This is a genomic window from Thermostichus sp. MS-CIW-26, from assembly GCF_054059115.1.
The window spans coordinates 1-19761 of the sequence record NZ_JBSSBV010000052.1; the positions used below are offsets into that span (position 1 = coordinate 1).

The following is a 19761-nucleotide window of genomic DNA, read 5'->3' on the forward strand; positions in this document are numbered from 1 at the left end:
GGTTCTGGGGCGCCGGGGCTGGGTGGCCTCATCAGCGCTTTACTACCCTATCCCCACCCCCACCACCCCGTCAAGATATCCAACCCAAAATTTTTTGAAGCCAGAAGGGATCCGGATCCACCGCTAGACTGTTGAAGTGAGCTTAGTTTGGGTCAGACGGGTTTATGGGGATTGTGATTGGGGCTGTTGCTCCTGACTTTAGCTTGCCTGCGGTGGGGAAAGGGATCCAAAAGGGAGCCCAGATTTCACTGGCGGCCTACCGGGGCAAGAGCAAGGTGTTGCTGGCCTTTTACCCGGCGGATTTTTCCCCGGTATGCACGAGCGAGATGCGTTGCTTTCGGGAGGATTGGGAAGCTTTCCGGGCCGCGGGCTGCGAGATCTTGGGGATCAGCAGCGATCCCCTCTCCAGGCACCAAGCCTTTGCCGAGCAGCTTAAGCTGGAGTTTCCTTTGCTGAGCGATGTGGACAGAACCGTGAGCCAGCAGTACGGGGTGGACAGCCTGCTGGGGACGCGGCGGGCCTATTTTTTGGTGGATAGCCAAGGGATCCTACGCTACCAGCATGTGGAGTGGCTGCCCTTGTTCAAGCGAGACAACCGGGAGCTGCTGGAGGCCGTGAGGGCGATTAGCTAGCTCGCCGGGAAGCCCCGCACTCTCTGCAACAGCAGGAGGGTCGGGATGAAAGGCGGATATATTCTGTACTATAATCAACATGGTTGTACAAAACGGCGTTGCCGGAATCTGGTGCAACTACGCGGTGGGGCATCCCGTGTCTGCTCGCAGAGGGTTCTTGCAGTAGCTCCCCGATGAAGCGAGAAGCCCACGCTGTACCTGTAGGGTCAGTGATGGGAGTATGTCACCTAAACGGGGGATCCTCTGGGGTGGGCCAGAGAACCCGTTGCGGCTGTCCGGTGTCCGGCAGGGAGAGGGGAGTGTGGCCAAGGGGCTCCAGAAGCCAGCTACGCTGGGGCGGGCTCCAGTTGCCCTGGCGGGCCTCGATCTCCAGAATGAGCTGGCCATTTTGCTGTCGCAAGCGGAAGAGGGTGGTGGCCCAGGCTCCTGCTCGATGGGCGAGGGTTTCCCCGTCGTCTTCGTAGAGGGTGAAGCTGCCGTTGCCGGGGTAGAGTTTGAGGTGCGGTTGGTCACGGCGCAGGTGGGCGGTGGACGGGCAGGGGGGAGCTAAAGGCAGAACGGAGCCACCCCGCACAAACAGCGGCAGTTGTTCGAGAGGGGCAGGGACGAGAATGTAGCGGGGGCCGGTGTGGGCCTGACCTGTCCACCAATCAAACCAAGTGCCCTGGGGTAGGTAAACAGCGCGGCACCGCACGCCAGGCCGAACCACAGGGGCAGCTAGGAGGGCGGATCCCAGCATGGCTTGATCTGAGATCTCGTAGGTTTGCGGATCGTCGGGAAACTCGTAGAGAAGGGGGCGCAAGATGGGGGATCCGGTTTGGCTGGACTCCCAAAAGAGGCTGTAGAGGTAGGGCAGCAGCTGGTAACGCAACTGAATGGCCTGCCGGCAGATGGTTTCCACTTCGAGGCCAAAGCTCCAGGGCTCGTGGGGGCGGGTGCCCAGGGCGCTGTGGCCGCGCATGAGGGGGTAAAGAATTCCCATTTGCATCCAACGGGCAAACAGCTCGGGAGTGGCATTGCCACCGAAGCCGCCGATGTCCGCGCCGACAAAGCTAACTCCCGACAGGCCCAGGTTTAGGAGCATGGGCAGGGACATCTCCAGGTGTTCCCAGGAGGATTGGTTGTCGCCTGTCCAGACGGCAGCCCAGCGCTGGATCCCAGCAAAGCCGGAGCGAGTCAGCACGAAGGGGCGCCGGTTGGGGTTGAGCTGTTCCAAGCCTTCACGGGAAGCGCGTGTCATCAGCAGGCCGTACAGGTTGTGAACTTCGGCGTGGGTGGTGGGTTCGTCGGGTGGGCCTTGGGGGGCATCGAGGGGGATATCGACGATCTGGCCGCCGTCTCCAAAGGGGCGGTCGTTGAGGGCCGGCTCGTTCATGTCGTTCCAGATGCCATCCACACCGGCTTGGGTGAGAACCCGTTGCCAGGATCCCCACCACTGCCGCACTCCGGGGCGCAAGAAGTCGGGAAAGAGGACTTTGCCTGGCCAAACGTAGCCATGGAAGAGGTGGCTGTCGGCGCGGCGGATAAAGAAATCCTGGGCCAAGCCCTCGTCGAAGACGGCGTAGTCGGCTTCGGGCTCGAACTTGACGCCGGGATCCACAATGGCTACCACCCGGAAGCCAGCCTCGTGGAGTTGGGCCATGAGCCGGGCCGGTTCGGGGAAGCGGCGGGGATCCCAGGTGAAGACGCGGTAGCCGCGCATGTAGTCGATATCCAAGTAAATGACGTCGCAGGGGATCTGCCGCTGGCGAAATTGCTGCGCAACGGTTTGAACCTGGGCGGCGCTGGCGTAGCTCCAGCGGCACTGTTGGTAGCCCAAGGCCCAGAGGGGAGGAAGGGGAGGCCGCCCAGTGAGTTGGGTGTAGGTCTCGAGCACCAAGGCCGGGGTGGGGCCGTAGATCAGGTAGTAATCCAGCTCGGGGGCGCGCACCTCGATGGCCCACTGCTCGGGATCGATCTGGCCCAGGTCGAACTGGCTCCAGTGGGTGCAGTGCAGGAAGAGCCCGTAGCAGAGGTTGGGGCGAAGAAACAGGGCGAAGGGAATGGCCTGGTAGAGATTGTCGCTGTGGGCGTCGTAGTTCCAGCAGTCGCGAGTCCAGTGGCTGTAGCGCCGACCCCGTTTGTTGAGTAGCCCCGCCCGTTCCCCTAGGCCATAGATGTGCTCGGCAGGGTGGAGGTGTTTGACCAGGCGGATGCTATCGGATCCCCAGGTAAGCCCAGAGGAGACATCGGCGCAAAATTCTTGCCCTTGAGAGTCTTGAAAACTGAACCGGAGGGGATCCCGATCGATCTGAACTTGCACCTGGGAGGTGGACAGGTGGATTTGGGTGGAGCTTTCCTGCAGTTCAAAGGGAGCCGGCGGCCACTCTTCATCGGCTGGAGCCACATCCCAGGAACGACGGGGCAAAAACGCTCCGCTGGGGCTAAAGCGCAGCCGAAACAGACGGGGGGTGAGCACCTGCATAGACCAGCGGCCCTGGGCACAGATGAGGTGGATCCCTCTGGAGTGGGGCTGGAGCTGCTGCAGGGATCCGCAGGTTGGCCTTTGGGGCGGGCGGGCGGGGGATTGGCCGTTCGCGCCCGCGGGATCGAGTCCCAAGATCTCGCCAGGTTCCAGCATGCTTTGGAGACAGATTGCTGCTCTCAAGGCTAGCCTATGGCCGGGAGGGGACAGGGGGTTGCCCACTCTGGTCCGCAGTGGGTTTTACCCTCATCGGTACCCCTCTCCAGAAGAGCAGCGGCAATAATCGGTTAGCTCAGATCCCAGAATCCATCGCGAAAACGAGGCGGCAATGGCCATGAGGATCCCGGCGATCAAGCTTCTCTCCTCACTGCTGCTTTTCGGGGGGGTGTCCGTCCCCGCTGTCGTGGCGGCCTACCCGGTCAGCCCGGAGATGGTGATGGCCCTGCAACGGGGGGATCATGCCCAAGCCTTGCCCAGGGCCAGAACGGAGCAAGCGTTTCGGGTGGTTACTTTGGCCCAGGGTTTGGAGCACCCTTGGGGGATGGCCTTTTTGCCGGATGGAACTCTCTTGGTTACCGAACGCCCAGGGCGGCTGCGCCGGGTTACCGACCAGGGGTTGGATCCCCAGCCCATAGCCGGTGTGCCAGAAGTATTTGCCCGCGGACAGGGGGGCCTGCTGGACATTGCCTTGCACCCTAATTACGCGGAGAACGGCTGGATTTACCTGTCCTATGCCGCTCCTGGGCCCAGTGGGGGAGGCACGCGGGTGGCGCGAGCCCGTCTGGGGGAAGGGGGCCTACAGGATCTGGAGGTGATTTTCGACATGGAGCGCAAGACCCCCGCTCAACAGCACTTTGGCTCCCGCCTGGCCTTTGATGAACAGGGATTTCTCTACATCAGCACCGGAGACCGGGGAGAACGGGATCGAGCCCAAGATTTGGGGGATTCTGCCGGTAAAGTGTTGCGCGTCACTGATTCAGGAGGGATCCCGGCGGACAACCCATTTGTCGGCCGAGCGGGGGCTTTGCCGGCAATTTTTACCTACGGCAACCGCAACATTCAGGGAATGGCCCGCCACCCTGAAACAGGGGCAATTTGGTCCCATGAACATGGGCCGCAGGGTGGGGACGAGATCAACATCTTGGCCCCCGGCGTCAACTACGGCTGGCCCCTAATCACCCACGGTCGAGAATATACGGGAGAACCCGTCGGCCAAGGACTGGCGGCAGCTCCCGGCTTGGCTTCCCCTCTGCTGCACTGGACGCCCTCTATCGCTCCTTCTGGCATGACTTTCTACACGGGAGAGGCTTTCCCAGAATGGCGGGGCAACCTGTTTGTGGGGGCGCTGGCCGGGCAACACCTGGCGCGCTTGGTACTGGATGGAGAGCGGGTGGTGGCGGAAGAGCGCCTGCTGGAAGGGGCGGTGGGTCGCATTCGCGATGTGCGGCAGGGGCCGGATGGACTCCTTTACCTGTTGACGGACGCCCCGAATGGATCCCTGCTGCGCCTGGAGCCAGCACCCTGAAGGCATCGGCTCGGAGGAGAAGAGGAGCTGCCTTGATCCCGCTTGCAACCGTCTGGCGGGACGGGGATTTTCTCCAGAGTAGGGCTGGGGAACTCAAAAGCTGAGGCTCTCCCAGGAGACGTTAATGTCTTCCAAAAGCAGCGACTTGTTGTAAATCTGCAGGATGATCAACAGGAAGACGGCAAATAGGGCCATGAAGACCGCCATCAGGGGCGTGGTGCCCCAGCCGGGAGCCACTTTGCCGTATTCCGAGTTGAGAGGACGCAGCAGATCGCCCAGTTTGGTACGAATGGCCATAGGTTCTCGCTTAGAAACCGAACACGTTGACGAAGTCGAAGATAGCAGGCTCGAAGGCGGATCCCTGGTGCTCAGCACCGCCAAAGCAGCCGCCTTTTAAAATCACGCTATCAGAATCTGGCCGAACCTTTTTGTCTTGGGCAATGAATTGTAAACTTGTGTAATACTGTAGTCGAATACTCTCAGGATCAAAGACAACGATATGGAGCCCACCTTTTCCCTGATTGTGGCGATTGCGGCAGTTACCATCTGCATCACTGCGTTTGCCATCTACACAGCCTTTGGCCCCCCTTCCAAGGACTTGCAGGATCCCTACGAGATGCACGAGGATTAAGGCCTGTCGTTGGGATATCTGGGTAAATGTCTGCTCGGTTGACCCCCCGTCTCTCCTTTCACAAGTACCAGGGGTTGGGGAACGATTTTATCTTGGTGGACAACCGCTGGCAGTCTCAGCCCTGCTTGAGCCCGGAAGAGGCCGTTGCCCTTTGCAATCGCCGCTTTGGGGTGGGAGCCGATGGGGTTATCTTCCTGCTGCCGGGGCAGGAGGGGGCGGACTTTAGCATGCGCCTCTTCAACAGCGATGGTTCCGAGGCGGAGATGTGCGGTAATGGGATCCGCTGTTTGGCCCGCTTTCTGCAGGACTTGGGGATCCCAGGTCGGGATGGCGCCTACCAGATCCACACCTTGGCGGGGCGAATCGTGCCGCAGGTGCGGGCAGATGGGCTGGTCACAGTGGACATGGGGATCCCTCGCCTTTTGGCCAAGCAGATCCCCACCACCCTGGTCGAACCGGATGAGAAGGTCATTCGGCAGCCGCTTGCAGTGGCCGGGCGAGAGTGGCGGGTGACGGCGGTGAGCATGGGCAATCCCCATTGTGTGGTCTTCCTGGAAGAAGAGGGATCCCTGGAGGAGCTGGACTTGGCGGCTGTGGGCCCCCTGTTTGAGCATCATCCGGCCTTTCCTGAGCGCACCAACACCGAATTTGTGCAGGTGCTCAGCCCGACTCGTCTGCGCCTACGGGTTTGGGAGCGGGGAGCAGGGGCAACGCTGGCTTGTGGGACGGGTGCCTGTGCTGTTTTGGTGGCTGCTGTTTTGGAGGAGCGCGCAGAATCGCAAGCTACAGTAGAACTGCCGGGAGGAAATCTGGAAATTCGCTGGGATCCGAGCACACAGCACGTGTGGATGACCGGCCCTGCCCTACACGTCTTCAGCGGCACCACTGCCGGTTGAGAACTAGGCTCCCAGACCCAACAGGAGGATGGCCAGGAGGCCGAGGATCCCATAGGCAACGCTCCAGCCCTGCCGCCAGATCAGCGCCACTGCCAGGCCCAATAAGACCAAGCCCAAGCCCAGGCCAAGGCGGAGAAATAGAGGGTGTACAAACTGGCTGAGGGAGCGTTTGAGCCAGGGGAAGATCACCCCCAAGGCGAAGGCCAGTCCTACGGGGATCCAATCGATCCAACCTGTCTGCTCCCAGCCCCCCAACAGGTAAAAGCCGCCCAGACAAAGGCCCAGGCAGAAAAACAGCACCCGCATGCCGGGATAGTCTTGTCGATAGTTGAAAGCAAGGCTTCGGAGCTCCTTGGGGTGGGCCAAGACCAATGGCTCTACAGCAAAGCTTTCGCTCCACTCCGGCGCTTCTTCGGTTTGTCCGCGGCACCAAAGGTAAACGTTGACCTTGCGCAACCCTTGCAGCAGAGAGGCTTCCACCGCACTGCGCACCACCTCCATCACCTGCAGGGTATCCACCACATCGCCCGGCAGCCGTTCCAGCAGCACGTTGAGAACAGGCCCCTTCAGCTCGGCTCGGCCAAACAGCCGCAAGTTGGCAAGCTTGTAATCGAGGATTTGGTTCAAGATTTTGAGCTGGCGGCGCATGGGATCCCGTAAACAGTGAACCGTCGTTCGAATGGTTGACTTCAAGCTTCAACATGACCGGTATGACCAGTTTAATGGCTTGGGCCAGAGCAGCAGAGGAGAGGCGTTGCCGGTGTGAAAGGGAAGTGGGACTATCCCATGAGGGTGCGAATGCACCGGCGAATGCTGAGGTTGGATCGCTCCAAGTCGGCAAATCCGCTCAGAAGAGTTCCCTGGCCGTCCAAAAGCAGCAAAGCGGCCTGTTGGCGAAAATTGATCCCAGGCAAGGTTGCAGCGGCTATTTCTTGCAGCTTCTGGATGGTTGCTCCCTCAAAATCGACCGAGACATACACAAACGGAGAAACCAGGCGGGGATCCGTCGGTACACTCTCCCGGATGGCCTGCAAAACCAAGTGGCGCACCAGCAGCAGCCCCCTGCCATCCACCAGCACGATCTGGCGCAGCCGGGGGTTTTGCCCAAACTCCAGGGCCAAACTTTTGGAGAGGGCTTCCGATTGCGAGCGGGTTTGGCTGTTGGTCAAGATCAACGCTTGAATGCCCTCATACCGACTTAGGTCAAGCCGATCCCCAGAAACGCTTTCCACCTTGAGGTCAAGAGATGTTTTGGGGTTGCCGTTGCTGGGGCAGTTGCCAGCTTGGGCGGGATCGAACGCACCTTGAGAAAGCAGGGCAAGGGTGGCAAACCCCAAAGCCACAAGTCTCTTTTGAACGCAAAGCCAGCAGCGGTTAGCCGGGGCACAGCAGCAGGACAGCACTCGGTTCATGGCGGGGAGCTCTGGAGCGGGCCGGCCAAATCTTAACCGATCTTCATCTTTGGTGCTCCAAAATGCCCTCTGGGCTTCTCATCCCCATTGGGTTGGTGCCCATAATGGAAGGCAGTTTCTGGTTTGCTGGCCATGACTCACGCCTCTTTGCTGGATGCCCTCAACCCTTCTCAACGGCAAGCGGTGCAACACTTTTGTGGCCCGCTGCTGGTGGTGGCGGGGGCAGGTTCCGGCAAGACGCGCGCCCTCACCCACCGCATTGCCTACCTGGTTCGCCACTATCGGGTGGATCCAGGAGAAATTTTGGCCGTGACCTTCACCAACAAGGCCGCCCGTGAGATGAAAGAGCGCATTGAGCAGCTCTTTGCCGAACAAGAAGCTCAAGAACAATTTGGGATCCCGCTGGAGCAATTGGAGCCAGCCCAAGTCACCCGGCTGAAATCCAGCGTTTACCATCGGCTGATTAAACCCCTTTGGATCGGCACTTTCCACAGCTTATTTGCCCAGATCCTGCGCATAGATATTGAAAAATATCAGGATCCCAAGGGGCGCAAGTGGACTCGCCACTTCTCGATCTTCGATGAATCAGATGCCCAATCTCTGGTGAAGGAGATTGTAACCAAGCAACTGAACTTGGATGAGCGCAAGTTTGACCCAAGGTCGGTACGCTACGCCATTAGCAATGCCAAAAACCAAGGTTGGACTCCTGCCGACCTGGAGCGCAATCAGCCCAACTTCCGTGGCCGTACCATTGCCCAAGTTTACGAAATCTATGAAGACCAACTGGCAGCCAACAATGCTCTGGACTTTGATAACTTGATTTGGATACCAGTGCAGCTTTTTCGACAAAACGAGCAGGTGTTGGCTTACTGGCACCAACGATTTCGACACATTTTGGTGGATGAATACCAAGACACCAACCGCACTCAGTATGAGTTGATTCGTCTGTTGGCCACCAACGGCGAGACCTGCAGATCTCGGTTGGATTGGAGAAACCGATCGATCTTTGTGGTGGGAGATGCCGATCAAAGCATCTATCGGTTTCGCGGGGCAGATTTTACCATTTTGCTGGAGTTTCAAGAGACCTTTGGAGATGGTCTCCCGGATGATGATACCCGCACCCTGATCAAGCTGGAGGAGAACTATCGCTCTACAGCTACCATTCTGCAGGCAGCTAACGCTCTCATCGAGAAAAATACAGAGCGCATTGATAAAGTTCTCAGGCCAACCCGTCAGCAAGGAAGTCCGATTTTCCTTCATCAGGCGGATGACGAGATTGCAGAGGCCGAGTTTGTCGTCAATACCATCCGACGATTACACGGCCAAAATGCCAATGCTTTTTCCTGGGGAGATTTTGCCATTCTCTACCGTACCAACGCTCAATCCCGTCCTTTTGAAGAGGTCTTGCTGCGGTGGGGGATCCCTTACACGGTGGTAGGCGGACTGCGATTTTACGATCGCAAAGAAATTAAGGATGTCCTAGCCTATTTACGGGTTGTGGCTAACCCTGCCGACTCCTTTAGCCTGCTGCGAATTATTAACGTGCCGCGCCGTGGCATCGGCAAATCTACTCTGGACAAGCTGACCGAAGCGGCGGCGGCTCTCAACGTGCCTTTGTGGGAAATTCTCAGCGACGAAACCTCTGTAAGTAGCTTGGTGGGCCGTTCGGCTAAGCCTGTCATTCAGTTTGCTCAGTTGATTCAGCATTGGCATCGACAGGCTTCTCAGACTTCAGCCGCCACCCTTATCGAAGGGTTGCTAAGGGATTCCGGCTATTTGGAGGATCTCAAGGCACAGGGTACAGACGAAGCTGAAGAAAGAGCGGCCAACGTGATGGAACTTTACAATGCCGCCCGCCAATTCGAGGAAGAACAGGAGGATCCCAGCCTTGAGGCTTTTTTGAGCAATGTGTCTTTGGCTTCCGACTTAGATAACCTTCAGGAAGGCGCTGAGAAAGTTTCGCTAATGACGTTGCACTCTTCCAAAGGTTTGGAGTTTCCTGTTGTGTTCTTGGTGGGGGTAGAGCAGGGTCTGTTTCCCAATTTCCGGGCTTTGGAAGATCCCGCTGCCTTGGAAGAAGAGCGACGCCTTTGCTATGTGGGCATTACCCGTGCTCGTGAGCAGTTGTTCATTAGCCATGCTAAGGAAAGGATGCTCTACGGCAACCGCGAACCAGCTATTCCTTCGGTATTTTTAAGTGAACTGCCCCAAGAGTTAATCGAATTCGACAGGCGCGGAGCCCCTTCTCGACAGCTTTCCCACGGCAGTGGACTGTCCCTTTCAGATGCACACAAGGCCAAGCCCAATCCCGGCCAAGGCCGTTCAGAACAGTGGGCGATTGGCGATCGTTTGCAACATCCCCAATTCGGACAAGGCCAGATTACCCATGTGTTCGGCAGTGGTGAACGGGTCACGATTGCGGTGAGGTTTCCCGCTATCGGTCAACAGAAAATCTTGGATCCCCGTATCGCTCCTATTCAAAAGCTTAGCTAGGCGGCTGAACTCGGAAGGGCTCCAGCGATGAAGAGAGGCAAAGGGAAGTGCTGTAGAAGTCCGTAGCTCATTCGAGATTGCCTTGCCGTTGACGTCGTTGGTGATCCCTTGCTTTATATGTGTTTGCTTTATATGTGTTGCTGCACGACGGGGAAAGCAAAACCTCAGCTCCCCCTTTCCCTGATTTGACCGTTGCCCAACCCTCGGCCTTACCTCTGCCCCCTCGTCACTAATTGCTTGTAATTGCTTGACTACCCGATCTTGGGATCCCTCGCCAGGCTTAACCCAGTCGGCTGGGACTGAGTTGTCTCGGCTCTGTCCGGTACCAGGCGCAGGGGCGGGCCAAAGCGGCCAACCGCTACAGTGTTGTTCAGGGCCGGGATCTGGCGGATGGATCCCTGGCGTAGGCAGCGGTGTAGACGGCGCAGCAGGAAGAGGTCGGCTTCGGAGCACTCCTCTCGAAATAGCCTTACGTTAAGTTCGTGTTCCTGAGCAGCGGTGAGCAAACCGGTCATCATGGCGGTTTGAATGATCTGCTGCACGGTTATGGTTGTCGCTTCATCCATAGGTTTAGGCGATTGGATGGAGACCTTTTGCTGCTCTTATTCTCGACAAATCCCTCTGATATTGACTCCGCCAAATAGCGGATTCGGTATGCGCGCACTTTGTCTTCTTTCTCGGTGCTCGGAAATAGGGCTTTCCAGATACCTATTGACCTTCTGAGCCATCCGGATTCCGTGTAGGCGAAAAGCTTGAAATCTTTGTGTCACAAGCCTTTCTAATCGAAGTGGGAGCAGAGCCAACAATTGGATACGTAGGGATCCCATCCTCACCGCAGTACAAAATTAGACTCAACAGTGAGTTGCTTGAACTGGCCAAAGAGGTGCTGATCCCATGATTTTTCGAGCTGTTGCTTGAGGCCGTAACAGATATCTGTGGCAATACGGAACTGAGAAGCGATGTTCGTCACCGACAAATGGCGTAGGGTTGCTTGGCTTTTTGTCTGTACCTTGTCGGCAATGAAGGCATAGAGGATGAGCACCAGCTTTGTGTTAGGGTGGGGGCATTCTGTAGTGGCGATTGGCCGTGTCGGAAACTCCACAAACAGTCGGCTGTGCTGTCCCTCTGGGCTGCTGTGGCTGCGGCTGTTTGGGCCTGCTGGCGGTGCTGGGCTTAGGGCTGGCGGGGGCAGGGATCCTAGTCTGGAATGGGATCCGTGCCTCAGGAGCCTATCGCACCTACCAATTGGCGGTGGAGCAGCTCGAACAAAATGCCGTGGTGGTGGAACGTTTGGGAGAGCCCCTGAGGCCGGGATGGCCCTCGCGGCTGAGCTTTCAGGAAGATGAGGAAGCCGGTTGGGTGTGTCTGTTCTTTTTGATTACAGGGGCCCAGCGCACCGGCGATGTGGTGGTGGAATCGGAGCGGGGCATGGCCGGCTCGGCATGGCAGTTGCGCCATCTGCAAGTGAAAGTTGACGGGGATCCGCAGGCCATTCAGGTCATCGAGGGGGAATCTCGGTGTGAAAAGGAAGAGTCGGATGGAGAAGCCCTGCCCCTGCAGCCAGAAGGCGACATCTAGGTAGCCGGATATGCTCAGCCGCGGGTAGAGTCAAAAGGACTCCGTCCCGCTGACGCGAACGGTTGTGGCCTTGTTGGATCCCTATGCGGTCGCTCCCTTACCTGCGCTTGCTGCTGCTGTTGGCGCTGTTGGCCTCGTTCACCGGGCTGATCGTCTGGCTGATCCAATCGTTTCTCGATCTGTACTACGCCACCCGCTACCACCCGATTTTGGGGGGGCTGTTGATTGGGGTGCTGGTGCTGCTGCTGCTGGTGTTTTTGGCCGCTGCCATCTACTACTTGTTTCTGTTTCGCCAACCCGCCCCCAGCAGGAGACCCCCTGCCTTGCCGGAGACGGCTTTGGAAAAGCGGAAAGCGGCGCAACAGAACTTGGCTCAACTGGAGGCGCAGCTAGCGCAAATCCAGGATGAAGTGGCGCGGGCAGCGCTGGCGGAGCGGTCGGCTCTGCTGGCCCAACAGTTGGCCCAGCCCCAGCTGAAGGTGGTGGTCTTCGGCACTGGGTCGGCGGGCAAGACTTCTTTGGTCAACGCGCTGCTGGGGCGGCGGGCGGGGGCGGTGGCGGCCACTCTGGGCACCACCCAGGCGGTGGCTTGTTACGATTGGAACTTGCCTGGGATCCCGCAGCCGGTGCAGATCCTGGATTGCCCCGGCATTTTGGAGATCGGCCCGGCAGGGGTGATGCGGGAACAGGAGGCGCAAGCCCAAGCCCAAGCTGCCGATCTGCTGCTGGTGGTGGTGGATGGGGATCTGCGCCAGTCAGAGGTGGATCCCTTGCGCCGGTTGATCGCCCTGGGCAAGCGGGCCTTGCTGATCCTGAACAAAGCGGATCGCTACACCTCAGAAGAACGGCAGATCCTCTTGCAACGCCTGCGGGAGCGGGTTCATCCCCTGATCCCACCTCAGGATGTGTTGATAGCTGCCGCTGCTCCAGCCCCTGTGCGGGTGGGATCCCAAACCTGGCGACCGGAGCCGGATGTGGCCGCCGTGCGGGATCGCGTGCAGGCAGTGCTCTATGCCGAAGGTGGATCCCTGGCCTTGGACAATGCTCTGCTGCAATCGCAACAGTTGGGGGAAGAGGCCAAACGGATTCTCCAAGCCCAACTGCGCCGGCAGGCGGAGGAGGTGATCGATCGCTTTCAGTGGATTGTTACAGGAGTGGTGTTCGCCAACCCCATCCCGGCGGTGGATCTGCTGGCCATTGCCGCCATCAACGCCCAGATGGTGGTGGAACTGGGATCCCTTTACGGCTGCAAGATGGATCTGCAGCAGGGGCGGGAGCTGGCCTTGTCTCTGGCCAAAACCTTAGCCGGCTTGGGCTTGGTGGAAGGAGCGATCCAACTGACCACGGGGATCTTGGCCACCGTTGCCGAAGTGAGCGTCGTCGGTTTTCTGGCGACAGCCCCCATTCAGGCAGCCAGTGCTGGCTATCTCACCCGCATTGCCGGCAAGAGCTTCATTGAGTATTTCCAGCACAACCAAAGCTGGGGAGAAGGGGGGATGCAGGCGGTGGTCAAAGCCCAGGTGCAAAATACCCAAAAATCCGGTTGGCTCAAAGAGTTTGTCCGCGAGGCTTCCCGGCGCATCTTCCGAAATGGGATGGCCAACCCAAGGGATCCCTAATGGCCGCTCAGGGCAATATCCGTCGGCATGAAGGCCAGCTTCAGTTGCGCCACATAATCGGCGTAGCTCAGTGCCGGCCCAGTGTCCCAATCCGCCAAGCCATGCATGCACTTCGACCATTGAATGAAGGCGGCAGGATAGATATAGGCCAAACTGGGATCCTGCAAAACCTCTTTGGGCAGTGGAGAGGCCGACTTCAGCACTGCCAACAGAGCCGGCGGCTTGTGGAGAATCACGCGCGTGGCCTCAATCTGCTCTGGGGAAACCCTAAACTTGGTGGCGATAAACGGGATCACTCTGGAAATGGCCATCACCCAACACCAACCTCGCCTATAGAGGTAGGTTGCCCCCAAGCCGAGGGGCTGGCCTCAGGGATCCTACGGAGAGCGGAAAAGAGGGATGAACATTGGCGAGGATGGCCGTGGGCGGGCCTGGGATCCCCTTGCTTGGGGCCGCTGCTCCCCGTTATTCTAGTAAAGCTGAAAAATCTGGGGAAACAGTGAGCCGTGGCTAAAAAGAGCATGATCGAGCGGGAGAAAAAGCGCCAACGCTTGGTCGAGAAGTATCGGGAGAAGCGCCAACAACTGAAAGCGGCCATGGCCGATCCCAACATCGACCAGGCCACCCGCATGGAGCTGCACGCCCAACTGCAAAAACTCCCTCGGGCCAGCTCGCCCACACGCCTGCGCAACCGCTGCTGGAAAACCGGGCGTCCCCGGGGTTACTTCCGCGATTTCGGCCTGTGCCGCAACAGCCTGCGGGAAATGGCCCACAGAGGCTTATTGCCAGGTGTGGTCAAGTCTAGCTGGTAGTTGCCTGGCCTTCGCCGCTTGGTTATGCAGCCAAAACACCCTTTTGAGAGATCCTGAGTGGGCCTGCAACCTTTCCAGCTCTGCGACGAAGATCTCACCCCTGCAATGGCAAAGGCCCTGGCCGGGGAACCCCACTTGGCCGTGGATACGGAGACGATGGGGTTGATCCCGCAGCGGGACAGGCTCTGCGTGGTGCAAATCGCCAACCCTGCCGGCGAGGTGGTGTTGTTGCGGTTGAGCCGTGGAGTAAAGCAGGCCCCCCTTCTGGCGGGGCTGCTGACGGATCCCAACATTGAAAAGATTTTCCACTACGCCCGCTTTGACCTGGCGATGCTGCGCTATCACCTGGGAATCCGGGCGTGGCCCGTCTTTTGCACCAAAATTGCCAGCAAACTGGCCCGCACCTACACCAGCAAGCATGGCCTCAAAGATGTGGTGAGCGAGCTGTGCGGGGTCGAACTCAACAAAGCTGCCCAAAGCTCCGACTGGGGGGCCGTCCACGCGCTATCCGCCGAACAGCTGGAATATGCCGCCAACGATGTTCGCTATTTGATCCCGGTGCGCCACAAGTTGGCGGAGATGTTACGGCGGGAAGAACGCTGGGAGTTGGCGCAGCAGTGTTTCCAACATTTGCCTACTTTGGTAGAGCTGGATCTGTTGGGCTTCAGTAACGTCTTCGAACATCAGTAGGCGGGGCTTTACTTGATAGACAGTCACCGAATTTTCGGGCTGGAGGCCCGCACCATAGCCGCAAGCTTGGTGTCGGGAGGAAAGCCCGCCTGCTAGTCAAAGTCTGGATGAGCTACGATAGGCCCATGAGCCAGACTATATCGGTACGTTGCAAGCTGATAGTCCCTGTAGAGTTGCGTCAAGAGATTGACCGCACCTTGCAGAGATTTGCTGACGCTTGTAACCAGATCTTGGATACCGCCAAGCGCGAGAAGTGCTGGAACACCGCCAAGCTGCACCACTTGGTCTATCGACCGGTAAGAGCAGCAACGGGGCTGAAAGCCAACCACGTCTGTCAGGCGCTCCGTCGGGTGATTAGCAATGCCAAGGCGGTGAAGCAAGTCCACAAGTTTCGCCCCACCAGCCTGACCTTGGATGCGCGTACTTTTAGGTACCGAGAGTCTGAACAGACTGTTGGTGTGACTCTGTTGAGCGGGCGAGTCTGGCTCAAGCTCAAGATCGGTGGCTACCAGATAGCGCTTCTGCGAGGCCAGAAGCCAACAAGCGCAACCCTGTCCAAGACCAAGCAAGGGGACTACTACATCAACATTGCTGTTGAGCTGGATACTCCCCCGACTGGCAAGACTCCAAGGGTGATCGGAGTTGACTTGGGCAGGCGAGATATCGCCACCGCTAGCAACGGACGCTCTTGGAGTGGAGAACACATCCAGGCCGTCCGTGACCGGTTCAGCCGTGTACGCGCCAAGGTTCAATCCAAACGCACTCGCAGCTCTAGGAGGCTGCTGAGAAGGCTCTCTGGGAGAGAACGACGCTACCAGACATGGCTGAACCACAACATCAGCAAAACCTTGGTCAGGGATGCCCAGGCTATTGGTGCGGCACTGGCTTTTGAAGACTTGACAGGCATCAGAGATTGCCTGAATCAGAAACCTCGGAGCAAAGCCGAACGGCGCAGGACTAACAACTGGGCGTTCTACCAGCTCAGGATGTTTGTAGCCTACAAGGCTGCCATTGCTGGAGTGCCTGTGGTGCTGGTGCCGCCTGCCTACACCAGTCAGACCTGCCACAAATGCCTGCACATCCACCCTGAGCGGGGTAAGTCCTACCGCAATGGTAAGTCGTTCAAGTGTGGACACTGCGGGTGGGAAGGGGATGCTGACCATAACGCTGCTCAAGTAATCTCTCTCCTTGGGGCGACTGTAAACTCGCCTGAAATTCCGAAACTTAGCTGTCCTCTGGGTCAGCTAGGGATTGGGATAAAGCCCGCACCCTGCGCATAGCACGGGTGTCGGGTAGTTTACTGTCTTCGATGACCGGGCCCTCGGGGATCCCACATCTCCTGAAGCGGAAAATGGGGGGACCTCACCGGCCCACAAAGTATCTGGCAACACAGCTGGCTGCCCCTCTCTCTGATGTAGTGGGGATGGGGTTGGCCATACCAATCGAGATAAACCGGCCTGCAACCCTCATTGCTCCCGCCATCATCTGTCTAGATCAGGGGGATCAGCCCTCACTTGGGCCACTATGAAAATCATTGGAGTTGAGTCAATGTTGGAGTCGCAGAGGGTAGTTCAAAGTGGGTTATCTTCCCCCGCTGTTTCGGGCAAGCCCGTTCTGGAGTTGCGCCACGTCTCGCTGCAGTACCCCACCAAGGGATCCCCAGTCACGATCATCCGCGACGTCAGCTTTTCTGTTGCCCACTCGGAGTTTGTCTCCATTGTTGGGCCGAGCGGCTGTGGCAAGACTTCTCTTTTGAAGATGATGGCCGGCCTGAACACTGACCATGGCGGCACCCTCTACTTTCAGTTGCAGCCCATCGCCGGCCCCCTGAAGAGTGTGGGCATGGCCTTTCAAAACCCGGTGCTGCTGCCCTGGCGCACAACCCTGGAGAACGTGTTGCTGCCGTTGGAGGTGGTAGAGCCCTACAAGCGCACCTTCAAGCAAAACCTGGCCCAGCACGAGAAGTCGGCGCTGGAGCTGCTGGCCACCGTAGGCTTGGAGGGTTTTCAGAAAGCCTATCCTTGGCAGCTTTCTGGGGGAATGCGGCAGCGGGCTTCCCTGTGCCGCGCTTTGATCCATCAGCCGGAGCTGTTGTTGTTGGACGAACCTTTTGCCGCTTTGGATGCCTTTACCCGCGAGGATATGTGGGAAATGTTGCAGCGGCTGTGGCTGCGCACCGGCTGCACCGCCATTTTGATCACTCACGATTTGCGGGAGGCGGTTTTCCTCTCCGATACCATTTATGTGATGGGGCCACGGCCTAGCGAGATCATCTTTTCCCTCAAAGTGGATCTGCCCCGTCCACGCCCGCTGGAGATCTGCCTGACGGACGAGTTTCACCGCTTGGTCTCGGAAGTGCGCCAGCACATTCGGCGCAGCTATTAGGCCAAAGAGCCCTTGATCCAAAAAATCTGGAAAGGTTTGCTGGACAGGTTACCGCGCATCTCTGCCGAGGGATCCCATGAAAAAATCATTTGACCGATTTTTGCAGACCCAAACGGCTTCTGTGGTCTTGCCCGCTGTCACCATCGTTTTGACCCTTGTGCTCTGGCAGGTGGGGGTGGGGCTGTTCAACGTTCCTCGCTTCATTCTGCCGGCGCCCACCGAGATCCTGGCAGCCATGAACCAGTGGAGCCCGGTGATTCTGCGTCACTCCCTAACCACCCTCACTTCGACGCTGCTGGCCTTTGCGCTGGCTTTGGTGGGGGGGATAGTGCTGGGAGCGATCATCGGCAGCTCCCGCCTGGCCCATCTGTGTTTGTACCCGCTGCTGGTGGGGTTTAACACCATCCCGAAGGTGGCTTTGGTGCCGCTGCTGGCGATTTGGTTTGGCTTGGGCCTGATCCCGGCGGTGATCACGGCCTTTTTGCTGGCCTTTTTCCCCATTGCAGTCAATGTGGCGGTGGGGCTGGAGACGGTGGAAGCCGAGATGCGGGATGTGCTGCGCTCGCTGGGGGCCAGCTCTTGGGAGATCTTCACCAAGGTGGGGCTACCCCACAGCATGCCCTACCTGTTTGCCTCGTTGAAAGTGGCCATCTCCTTTGCTTTTGTCGGCTCGGTGATCTCGGAGACGGTGGCTTCCAACCAGGGGCTGGGCTACCTGATCGTGTCGGCCAGTTCTTCTTTTGATGTGCCTTTGGCCTTTGCGGGTTTGGCTGCCCTCGGCCTCATGGGTGTCTTGCTCTACACCTTTTTCGCGGCTCTGGAGCGCTATGTCCTGTCCTGGCGACAGTAGCATCTGCTCCAGGGGATCCCACCGATGCCTGAACAAGCTAGCCCAAATCTGGAAAAGTGGCCCGCACTGCCGGGTGGATGAGCTTGCCTGCCCTGACGTTTAGCCCTTTGGCCAAGGCCGGGTCTTGTTCCAAAGCAGCGGCCAGGCCAAGGTTGGCCAGCTTGAGGATGTAGGGGAGAGTGGCGTTGACCAGCGCTTGGGTCGAAGTCCAGGGAACGGCTCCGGGCATGTTGGGAACGCCGTAGTGCAACACCCCGTGGGCTTCGTAAACCGGCTGGGCATGGGTGGTAACCCGCGTGGTGGCGATGCACCCCCCCTGATCCACCGCCACATCCACAATGAGGGAGCGAGGACGCATCTGGGCCACCAGCTCTTCTCCCACCAAGACCGGGGCCCGCCTTCCCGGCACCAGCACTGCCCCTACCACCAGGTCGGCCTCGCGAACACACTCTTCCACGCTTTGGGCAGTGCTGTAGAGCAGCTCTACCCGCGAGCCAAAAATCAGCTCCAGCTCGTTCAGCCGCTGCAGGTTAATGTCCAAAATCTGCACCCGTGCCCCCAAGCCTACGGCCATTTTGGCCGCCTCAGTGCCCACGGTTCCCCCGCCCAAGATCACCACCCGCCCCGGCGGCACCCCCGGGATCCCACCCAGCAACACGCCTCGCCCCCCCTGTTGTCGGGTGAGGTAATGGGCGCCAAACTGCACCGAGAGCCGCCCGGCAATTATGCTCATGGGCATCAACAAGGGCAGGGATCCATCTGCCAATTCCACCGTTTCATAGGCAAGGCAGGTGGCCCCCGATTGCAACAGCGCCTGGGTCAGCTCGCGGCTGGCGGCCAAGTGCAAATAGGTGAACAGAATAAGGTCGGGATGGAGCAGAGAATACTCAGCCGGCAGAGGCTCCTTGACCTTCACCACCAACTGCTGCTGGTAGATCTCCTCAGGAGTGACAGCCAGCTTGGCCCCCGCTTTTTGGTAGTCCTCATCCGTGAAGCCCGCCCCCTGGCCTGCTTGGGTTTCCACCCACACCTGATGCCCCTGTTCGGTTAAGGCCCGCACCGCCGCCGGTGTCAGCCCGACACGGAACTCTTGCTCTTTGATCTCTTTGGGCACGCCAATTCGCATAGGGATCCCCGTAGGGCTGCTTTCCAGTCTAGACAGACTCTCTCCCCGATGGGATCCCTGGCCTGAGCAGGAGAGCGAAAATTGTAAAGTTTTGTGCGCGATCTGTCGGGGCAAGCAATCGCCAGGCTAATTTTGTTAGCTCAAGATTTCAAGGGCAAACCTAGATCTCTTGCCATGATTGGCACGAAAACAAGACATAACAGCCTCAGAAAGCCCAATTTTCTTGCTTGCGCTTATCCCCAAGAGCAATGTTAATATCTATGTCACGAAGTCTCCGTACTCCCTCGCGAACGCACCTTGAAAACTGCATGGATTCAAGCTTTTCCGGGGGTAGGGTTGATCCCTACCTTTTCCCCGCAAGGGGACGGAAACTTCTTCAGCTCATTCCGAACCTTATCACCCTCTCTCGTTGATCCCTACCTTTTCCCCGCAAGGGGACGGAAACTAGGGAATAAAGAACACCCAGGAAAAATCCTGGGTGGTTGATCCCTACCTTTTCCCCGCAAGGGGACGGAAACCAGGCTATGGCCCAACTTGGGTTGGGCCAATTATCGTTGATCCCTACCTTTTCCCCGCAAGGGGACGGAAACTACATAGTCAAGCCTCCCTTATCGGGATAGAAAGAACAGTTGATCCCTACCTTTTCCC

At 58.4% G+C, this 19761-nt stretch carries 19 protein-coding genes; 12 read left to right on the forward strand and 7 right to left on the reverse strand.

The window, feature by feature from the left end:
* Window positions 1–164: 164 nt before the first annotated feature.
* Window positions 165–632 (forward strand): peroxiredoxin family protein, encoded by a 468-nt coding sequence (locus ACVWZU_RS12535; protein WP_011432999.1) that lies wholly within the window; start codon window positions 165–167, stop codon window positions 630–632.
* 223 nt (window positions 633–855) lie between these two features.
* Here ACVWZU_RS12535 and ACVWZU_RS12540 read toward each other — a convergent pair whose 3' ends face one another.
* Window positions 856–3318 (reverse strand): glycoside hydrolase family 31 protein, encoded by a 2463-nt coding sequence (locus ACVWZU_RS12540; protein WP_457445219.1) that lies wholly within the window; start codon window positions 3316–3318, stop codon window positions 856–858.
* Between the two features lie 214 nt (window positions 3319–3532).
* Between ACVWZU_RS12540 and ACVWZU_RS12545 the strand changes: the two genes are divergently transcribed.
* Window positions 3533–4621 carry a PQQ-dependent sugar dehydrogenase gene (locus ACVWZU_RS12545; protein WP_457445236.1) on the forward strand — a complete coding sequence of 363 codons (1089 nt, stop codon included), beginning with the start codon at window positions 3533–3535 and terminating at the stop codon, window positions 4619–4621.
* 93 nt (window positions 4622–4714) lie between these two features.
* Here the strand turns inward: ACVWZU_RS12545 and psbH are convergent, their stop codons facing one another.
* Window positions 4715–4918 carry a photosystem II reaction center phosphoprotein PsbH gene (psbH, locus tag ACVWZU_RS12550; protein ID WP_414331336.1) on the reverse strand — a complete coding sequence of 68 codons (204 nt, stop codon included), beginning with the start codon at window positions 4916–4918 and terminating at the stop codon, window positions 4715–4717.
* Window positions 4919–5120: 202 nt separating this feature from the next.
* Here psbH and psbN point away from each other — a divergent pair, with 202 nt between their 5' ends.
* Both psbN and dapF read left to right on the forward strand, forming a co-directional pair.
* Complete coding sequence (gene psbN / locus ACVWZU_RS12555; protein ID WP_011432995.1) at window positions 5121–5252, forward strand: photosystem II reaction center protein PsbN; 132 nt, start codon at window positions 5121–5123, stop codon at window positions 5250–5252.
* A gap of 26 nt (window positions 5253–5278) precedes the next feature.
* Complete coding sequence (gene dapF, locus ACVWZU_RS12560) at window positions 5279–6148, forward strand: diaminopimelate epimerase (RefSeq protein ID WP_041436430.1); 870 nt, start codon at window positions 5279–5281, stop codon at window positions 6146–6148.
* A gap of 3 nt (window positions 6149–6151) precedes the next feature.
* Here the strand turns inward: dapF and ACVWZU_RS12565 are convergent, their stop codons facing one another.
* Both ACVWZU_RS12565 and ACVWZU_RS12570 read right to left on the reverse strand, forming a co-directional pair.
* Window positions 6152–6841: a hypothetical protein gene (locus ACVWZU_RS12565; protein WP_414350767.1), complete on the reverse strand. Its 690-nt coding sequence runs from the start codon at window positions 6839–6841 to the stop codon at window positions 6152–6154.
* A gap of 86 nt (window positions 6842–6927) precedes the next feature.
* Window positions 6928–7560, reverse strand: coding sequence for a hypothetical protein (locus tag ACVWZU_RS12570; protein ID WP_457445222.1), 633 nt, complete (start codon window positions 7558–7560; stop codon window positions 6928–6930).
* A gap of 132 nt (window positions 7561–7692) precedes the next feature.
* Here ACVWZU_RS12570 and pcrA point away from each other — a divergent pair, with 132 nt between their 5' ends.
* Window positions 7693–10053: a DNA helicase PcrA gene (pcrA, locus tag ACVWZU_RS12575; RefSeq protein ID WP_457445224.1), complete on the forward strand. Its 2361-nt coding sequence runs from the start codon at window positions 7693–7695 to the stop codon at window positions 10051–10053.
* Window positions 10054–10304: 251 nt separating this feature from the next.
* Here the strand turns inward: pcrA and ACVWZU_RS12580 are convergent, their stop codons facing one another.
* Window positions 10305–10619, reverse strand: coding sequence for a hypothetical protein (locus ACVWZU_RS12580; RefSeq protein ID WP_011432990.1), 315 nt, complete (start codon window positions 10617–10619; stop codon window positions 10305–10307).
* A gap of 520 nt (window positions 10620–11139) precedes the next feature.
* On the opposite strand from ACVWZU_RS12580, the gene ACVWZU_RS12585 reads away from it, so the two are divergent.
* Both ACVWZU_RS12585 and ACVWZU_RS12590 read left to right on the forward strand, forming a co-directional pair.
* Window positions 11140–11631: a cytochrome c oxidase assembly factor Coa1 family protein gene (locus ACVWZU_RS12585; protein WP_457445226.1), complete on the forward strand. Its 492-nt coding sequence runs from the start codon at window positions 11140–11142 to the stop codon at window positions 11629–11631.
* A gap of 83 nt (window positions 11632–11714) precedes the next feature.
* Complete coding sequence (locus tag ACVWZU_RS12590; RefSeq protein WP_457445228.1) at window positions 11715–13250, forward strand: YcjF family protein; 1536 nt, start codon at window positions 11715–11717, stop codon at window positions 13248–13250.
* Here ACVWZU_RS12590 and ACVWZU_RS12595 read toward each other — a convergent pair.
* Complete coding sequence (locus tag ACVWZU_RS12595) at window positions 13247–13561, reverse strand: hypothetical protein (protein WP_414344672.1); 315 nt, start codon at window positions 13559–13561, stop codon at window positions 13247–13249. The genes ACVWZU_RS12590 and ACVWZU_RS12595 overlap by 4 nt on opposite strands.
* Window positions 13562–13756: 195 nt before the next feature.
* On the opposite strand from ACVWZU_RS12595, the gene rpsN reads away from it, so the two are divergent.
* From rpsN to ACVWZU_RS12620, 5 genes are all read left to right on the forward strand, one after another.
* Window positions 13757–14062 (forward strand): 30S ribosomal protein S14, encoded by a 306-nt coding sequence (gene rpsN, locus ACVWZU_RS12600; protein ID WP_011432985.1) that lies wholly within the window; start codon window positions 13757–13759, stop codon window positions 14060–14062.
* 57 nt (window positions 14063–14119) lie between these two features.
* Window positions 14120–14752 carry a ribonuclease D gene (locus ACVWZU_RS12605; protein ID WP_457402626.1) on the forward strand — a complete coding sequence of 211 codons (633 nt, stop codon included), beginning with the start codon at window positions 14120–14122 and terminating at the stop codon, window positions 14750–14752.
* Window positions 14753–14877: 125 nt separating this feature from the next.
* Window positions 14878–16032 (forward strand): RNA-guided endonuclease InsQ/TnpB family protein, encoded by a 1155-nt coding sequence (locus ACVWZU_RS12610; RefSeq protein WP_457445230.1) that lies wholly within the window; start codon window positions 14878–14880, stop codon window positions 16030–16032.
* 268 nt (window positions 16033–16300) lie between these two features.
* A complete protein-coding gene (locus ACVWZU_RS12615) occupies window positions 16301–17137 on the forward strand; it encodes an ABC transporter ATP-binding protein (protein WP_049749636.1) in 837 nt (278 codons plus the stop codon).
* 76 nt (window positions 17138–17213) lie between these two features.
* The gene (locus ACVWZU_RS12620; RefSeq protein ID WP_457445232.1) at window positions 17214–17987 is read left to right on the forward strand and encodes an ABC transporter permease; all 774 of its coding nucleotides are present in this window, start codon (window positions 17214–17216) and stop codon (window positions 17985–17987) included.
* Between the two features lie 37 nt (window positions 17988–18024).
* Here ACVWZU_RS12620 and ald read toward each other — a convergent pair whose 3' ends face one another.
* Window positions 18025–19113 (reverse strand): alanine dehydrogenase, encoded by a 1089-nt coding sequence (gene ald / locus ACVWZU_RS12625; protein ID WP_457445234.1) that lies wholly within the window; start codon window positions 19111–19113, stop codon window positions 18025–18027.
* Window positions 19114–19761: the final 648 nt, after the last annotated feature.

Bases quoted from the DNA above. Each gene is read 5' to 3' on its own strand.
- ACVWZU_RS12535 (WP_011432999.1), top strand. From the start codon at position 165: ATGGGGATTGTGATTGGGGCTGTTGCTCCTGACTTTAGCTTGCCTGCG.
- ACVWZU_RS12545 (WP_457445236.1), top strand. From the start codon at position 3,533: ATGGCCCTGCAACGGGGGGATCATGCCCAAGCCTTGCCCAGGGCCAGA.
- psbH (WP_414331336.1), bottom strand. From the start codon at position 4,918: ATGGCCATTCGTACCAAACTGGGCGATCTGCTGCGTCCTCTCAACTCG.
- psbN (WP_011432995.1), top strand. From the start codon at position 5,121: ATGGAGCCCACCTTTTCCCTGATTGTGGCGATTGCGGCAGTTACCATC.
- dapF (WP_041436430.1), top strand. From the start codon at position 5,279: ATGTCTGCTCGGTTGACCCCCCGTCTCTCCTTTCACAAGTACCAGGGG.
- ACVWZU_RS12570 (WP_457445222.1), bottom strand. From the start codon at position 7,560: ATGAACCGAGTGCTGTCCTGCTGCTGTGCCCCGGCTAACCGCTGCTGG.
- pcrA (WP_457445224.1), top strand. From the start codon at position 7,693: ATGACTCACGCCTCTTTGCTGGATGCCCTCAACCCTTCTCAACGGCAA.
- ACVWZU_RS12580 (WP_011432990.1), bottom strand. From the start codon at position 10,619: ATGGATGAAGCGACAACCATAACCGTGCAGCAGATCATTCAAACCGCC.
- ACVWZU_RS12590 (WP_457445228.1), top strand. From the start codon at position 11,715: ATGCGGTCGCTCCCTTACCTGCGCTTGCTGCTGCTGTTGGCGCTGTTG.
- ACVWZU_RS12595 (WP_414344672.1), bottom strand. From the start codon at position 13,561: ATGGCCATTTCCAGAGTGATCCCGTTTATCGCCACCAAGTTTAGGGTT.
- ACVWZU_RS12610 (WP_457445230.1), top strand. From the start codon at position 14,878: ATGAGCCAGACTATATCGGTACGTTGCAAGCTGATAGTCCCTGTAGAG.
- ACVWZU_RS12615 (WP_049749636.1), top strand. From the start codon at position 16,301: ATGTTGGAGTCGCAGAGGGTAGTTCAAAGTGGGTTATCTTCCCCCGCT.
- ACVWZU_RS12620 (WP_457445232.1), top strand. From the start codon at position 17,214: ATGAAAAAATCATTTGACCGATTTTTGCAGACCCAAACGGCTTCTGTG.
- ald (WP_457445234.1), bottom strand. From the start codon at position 19,113: ATGCGAATTGGCGTGCCCAAAGAGATCAAAGAGCAAGAGTTCCGTGTC.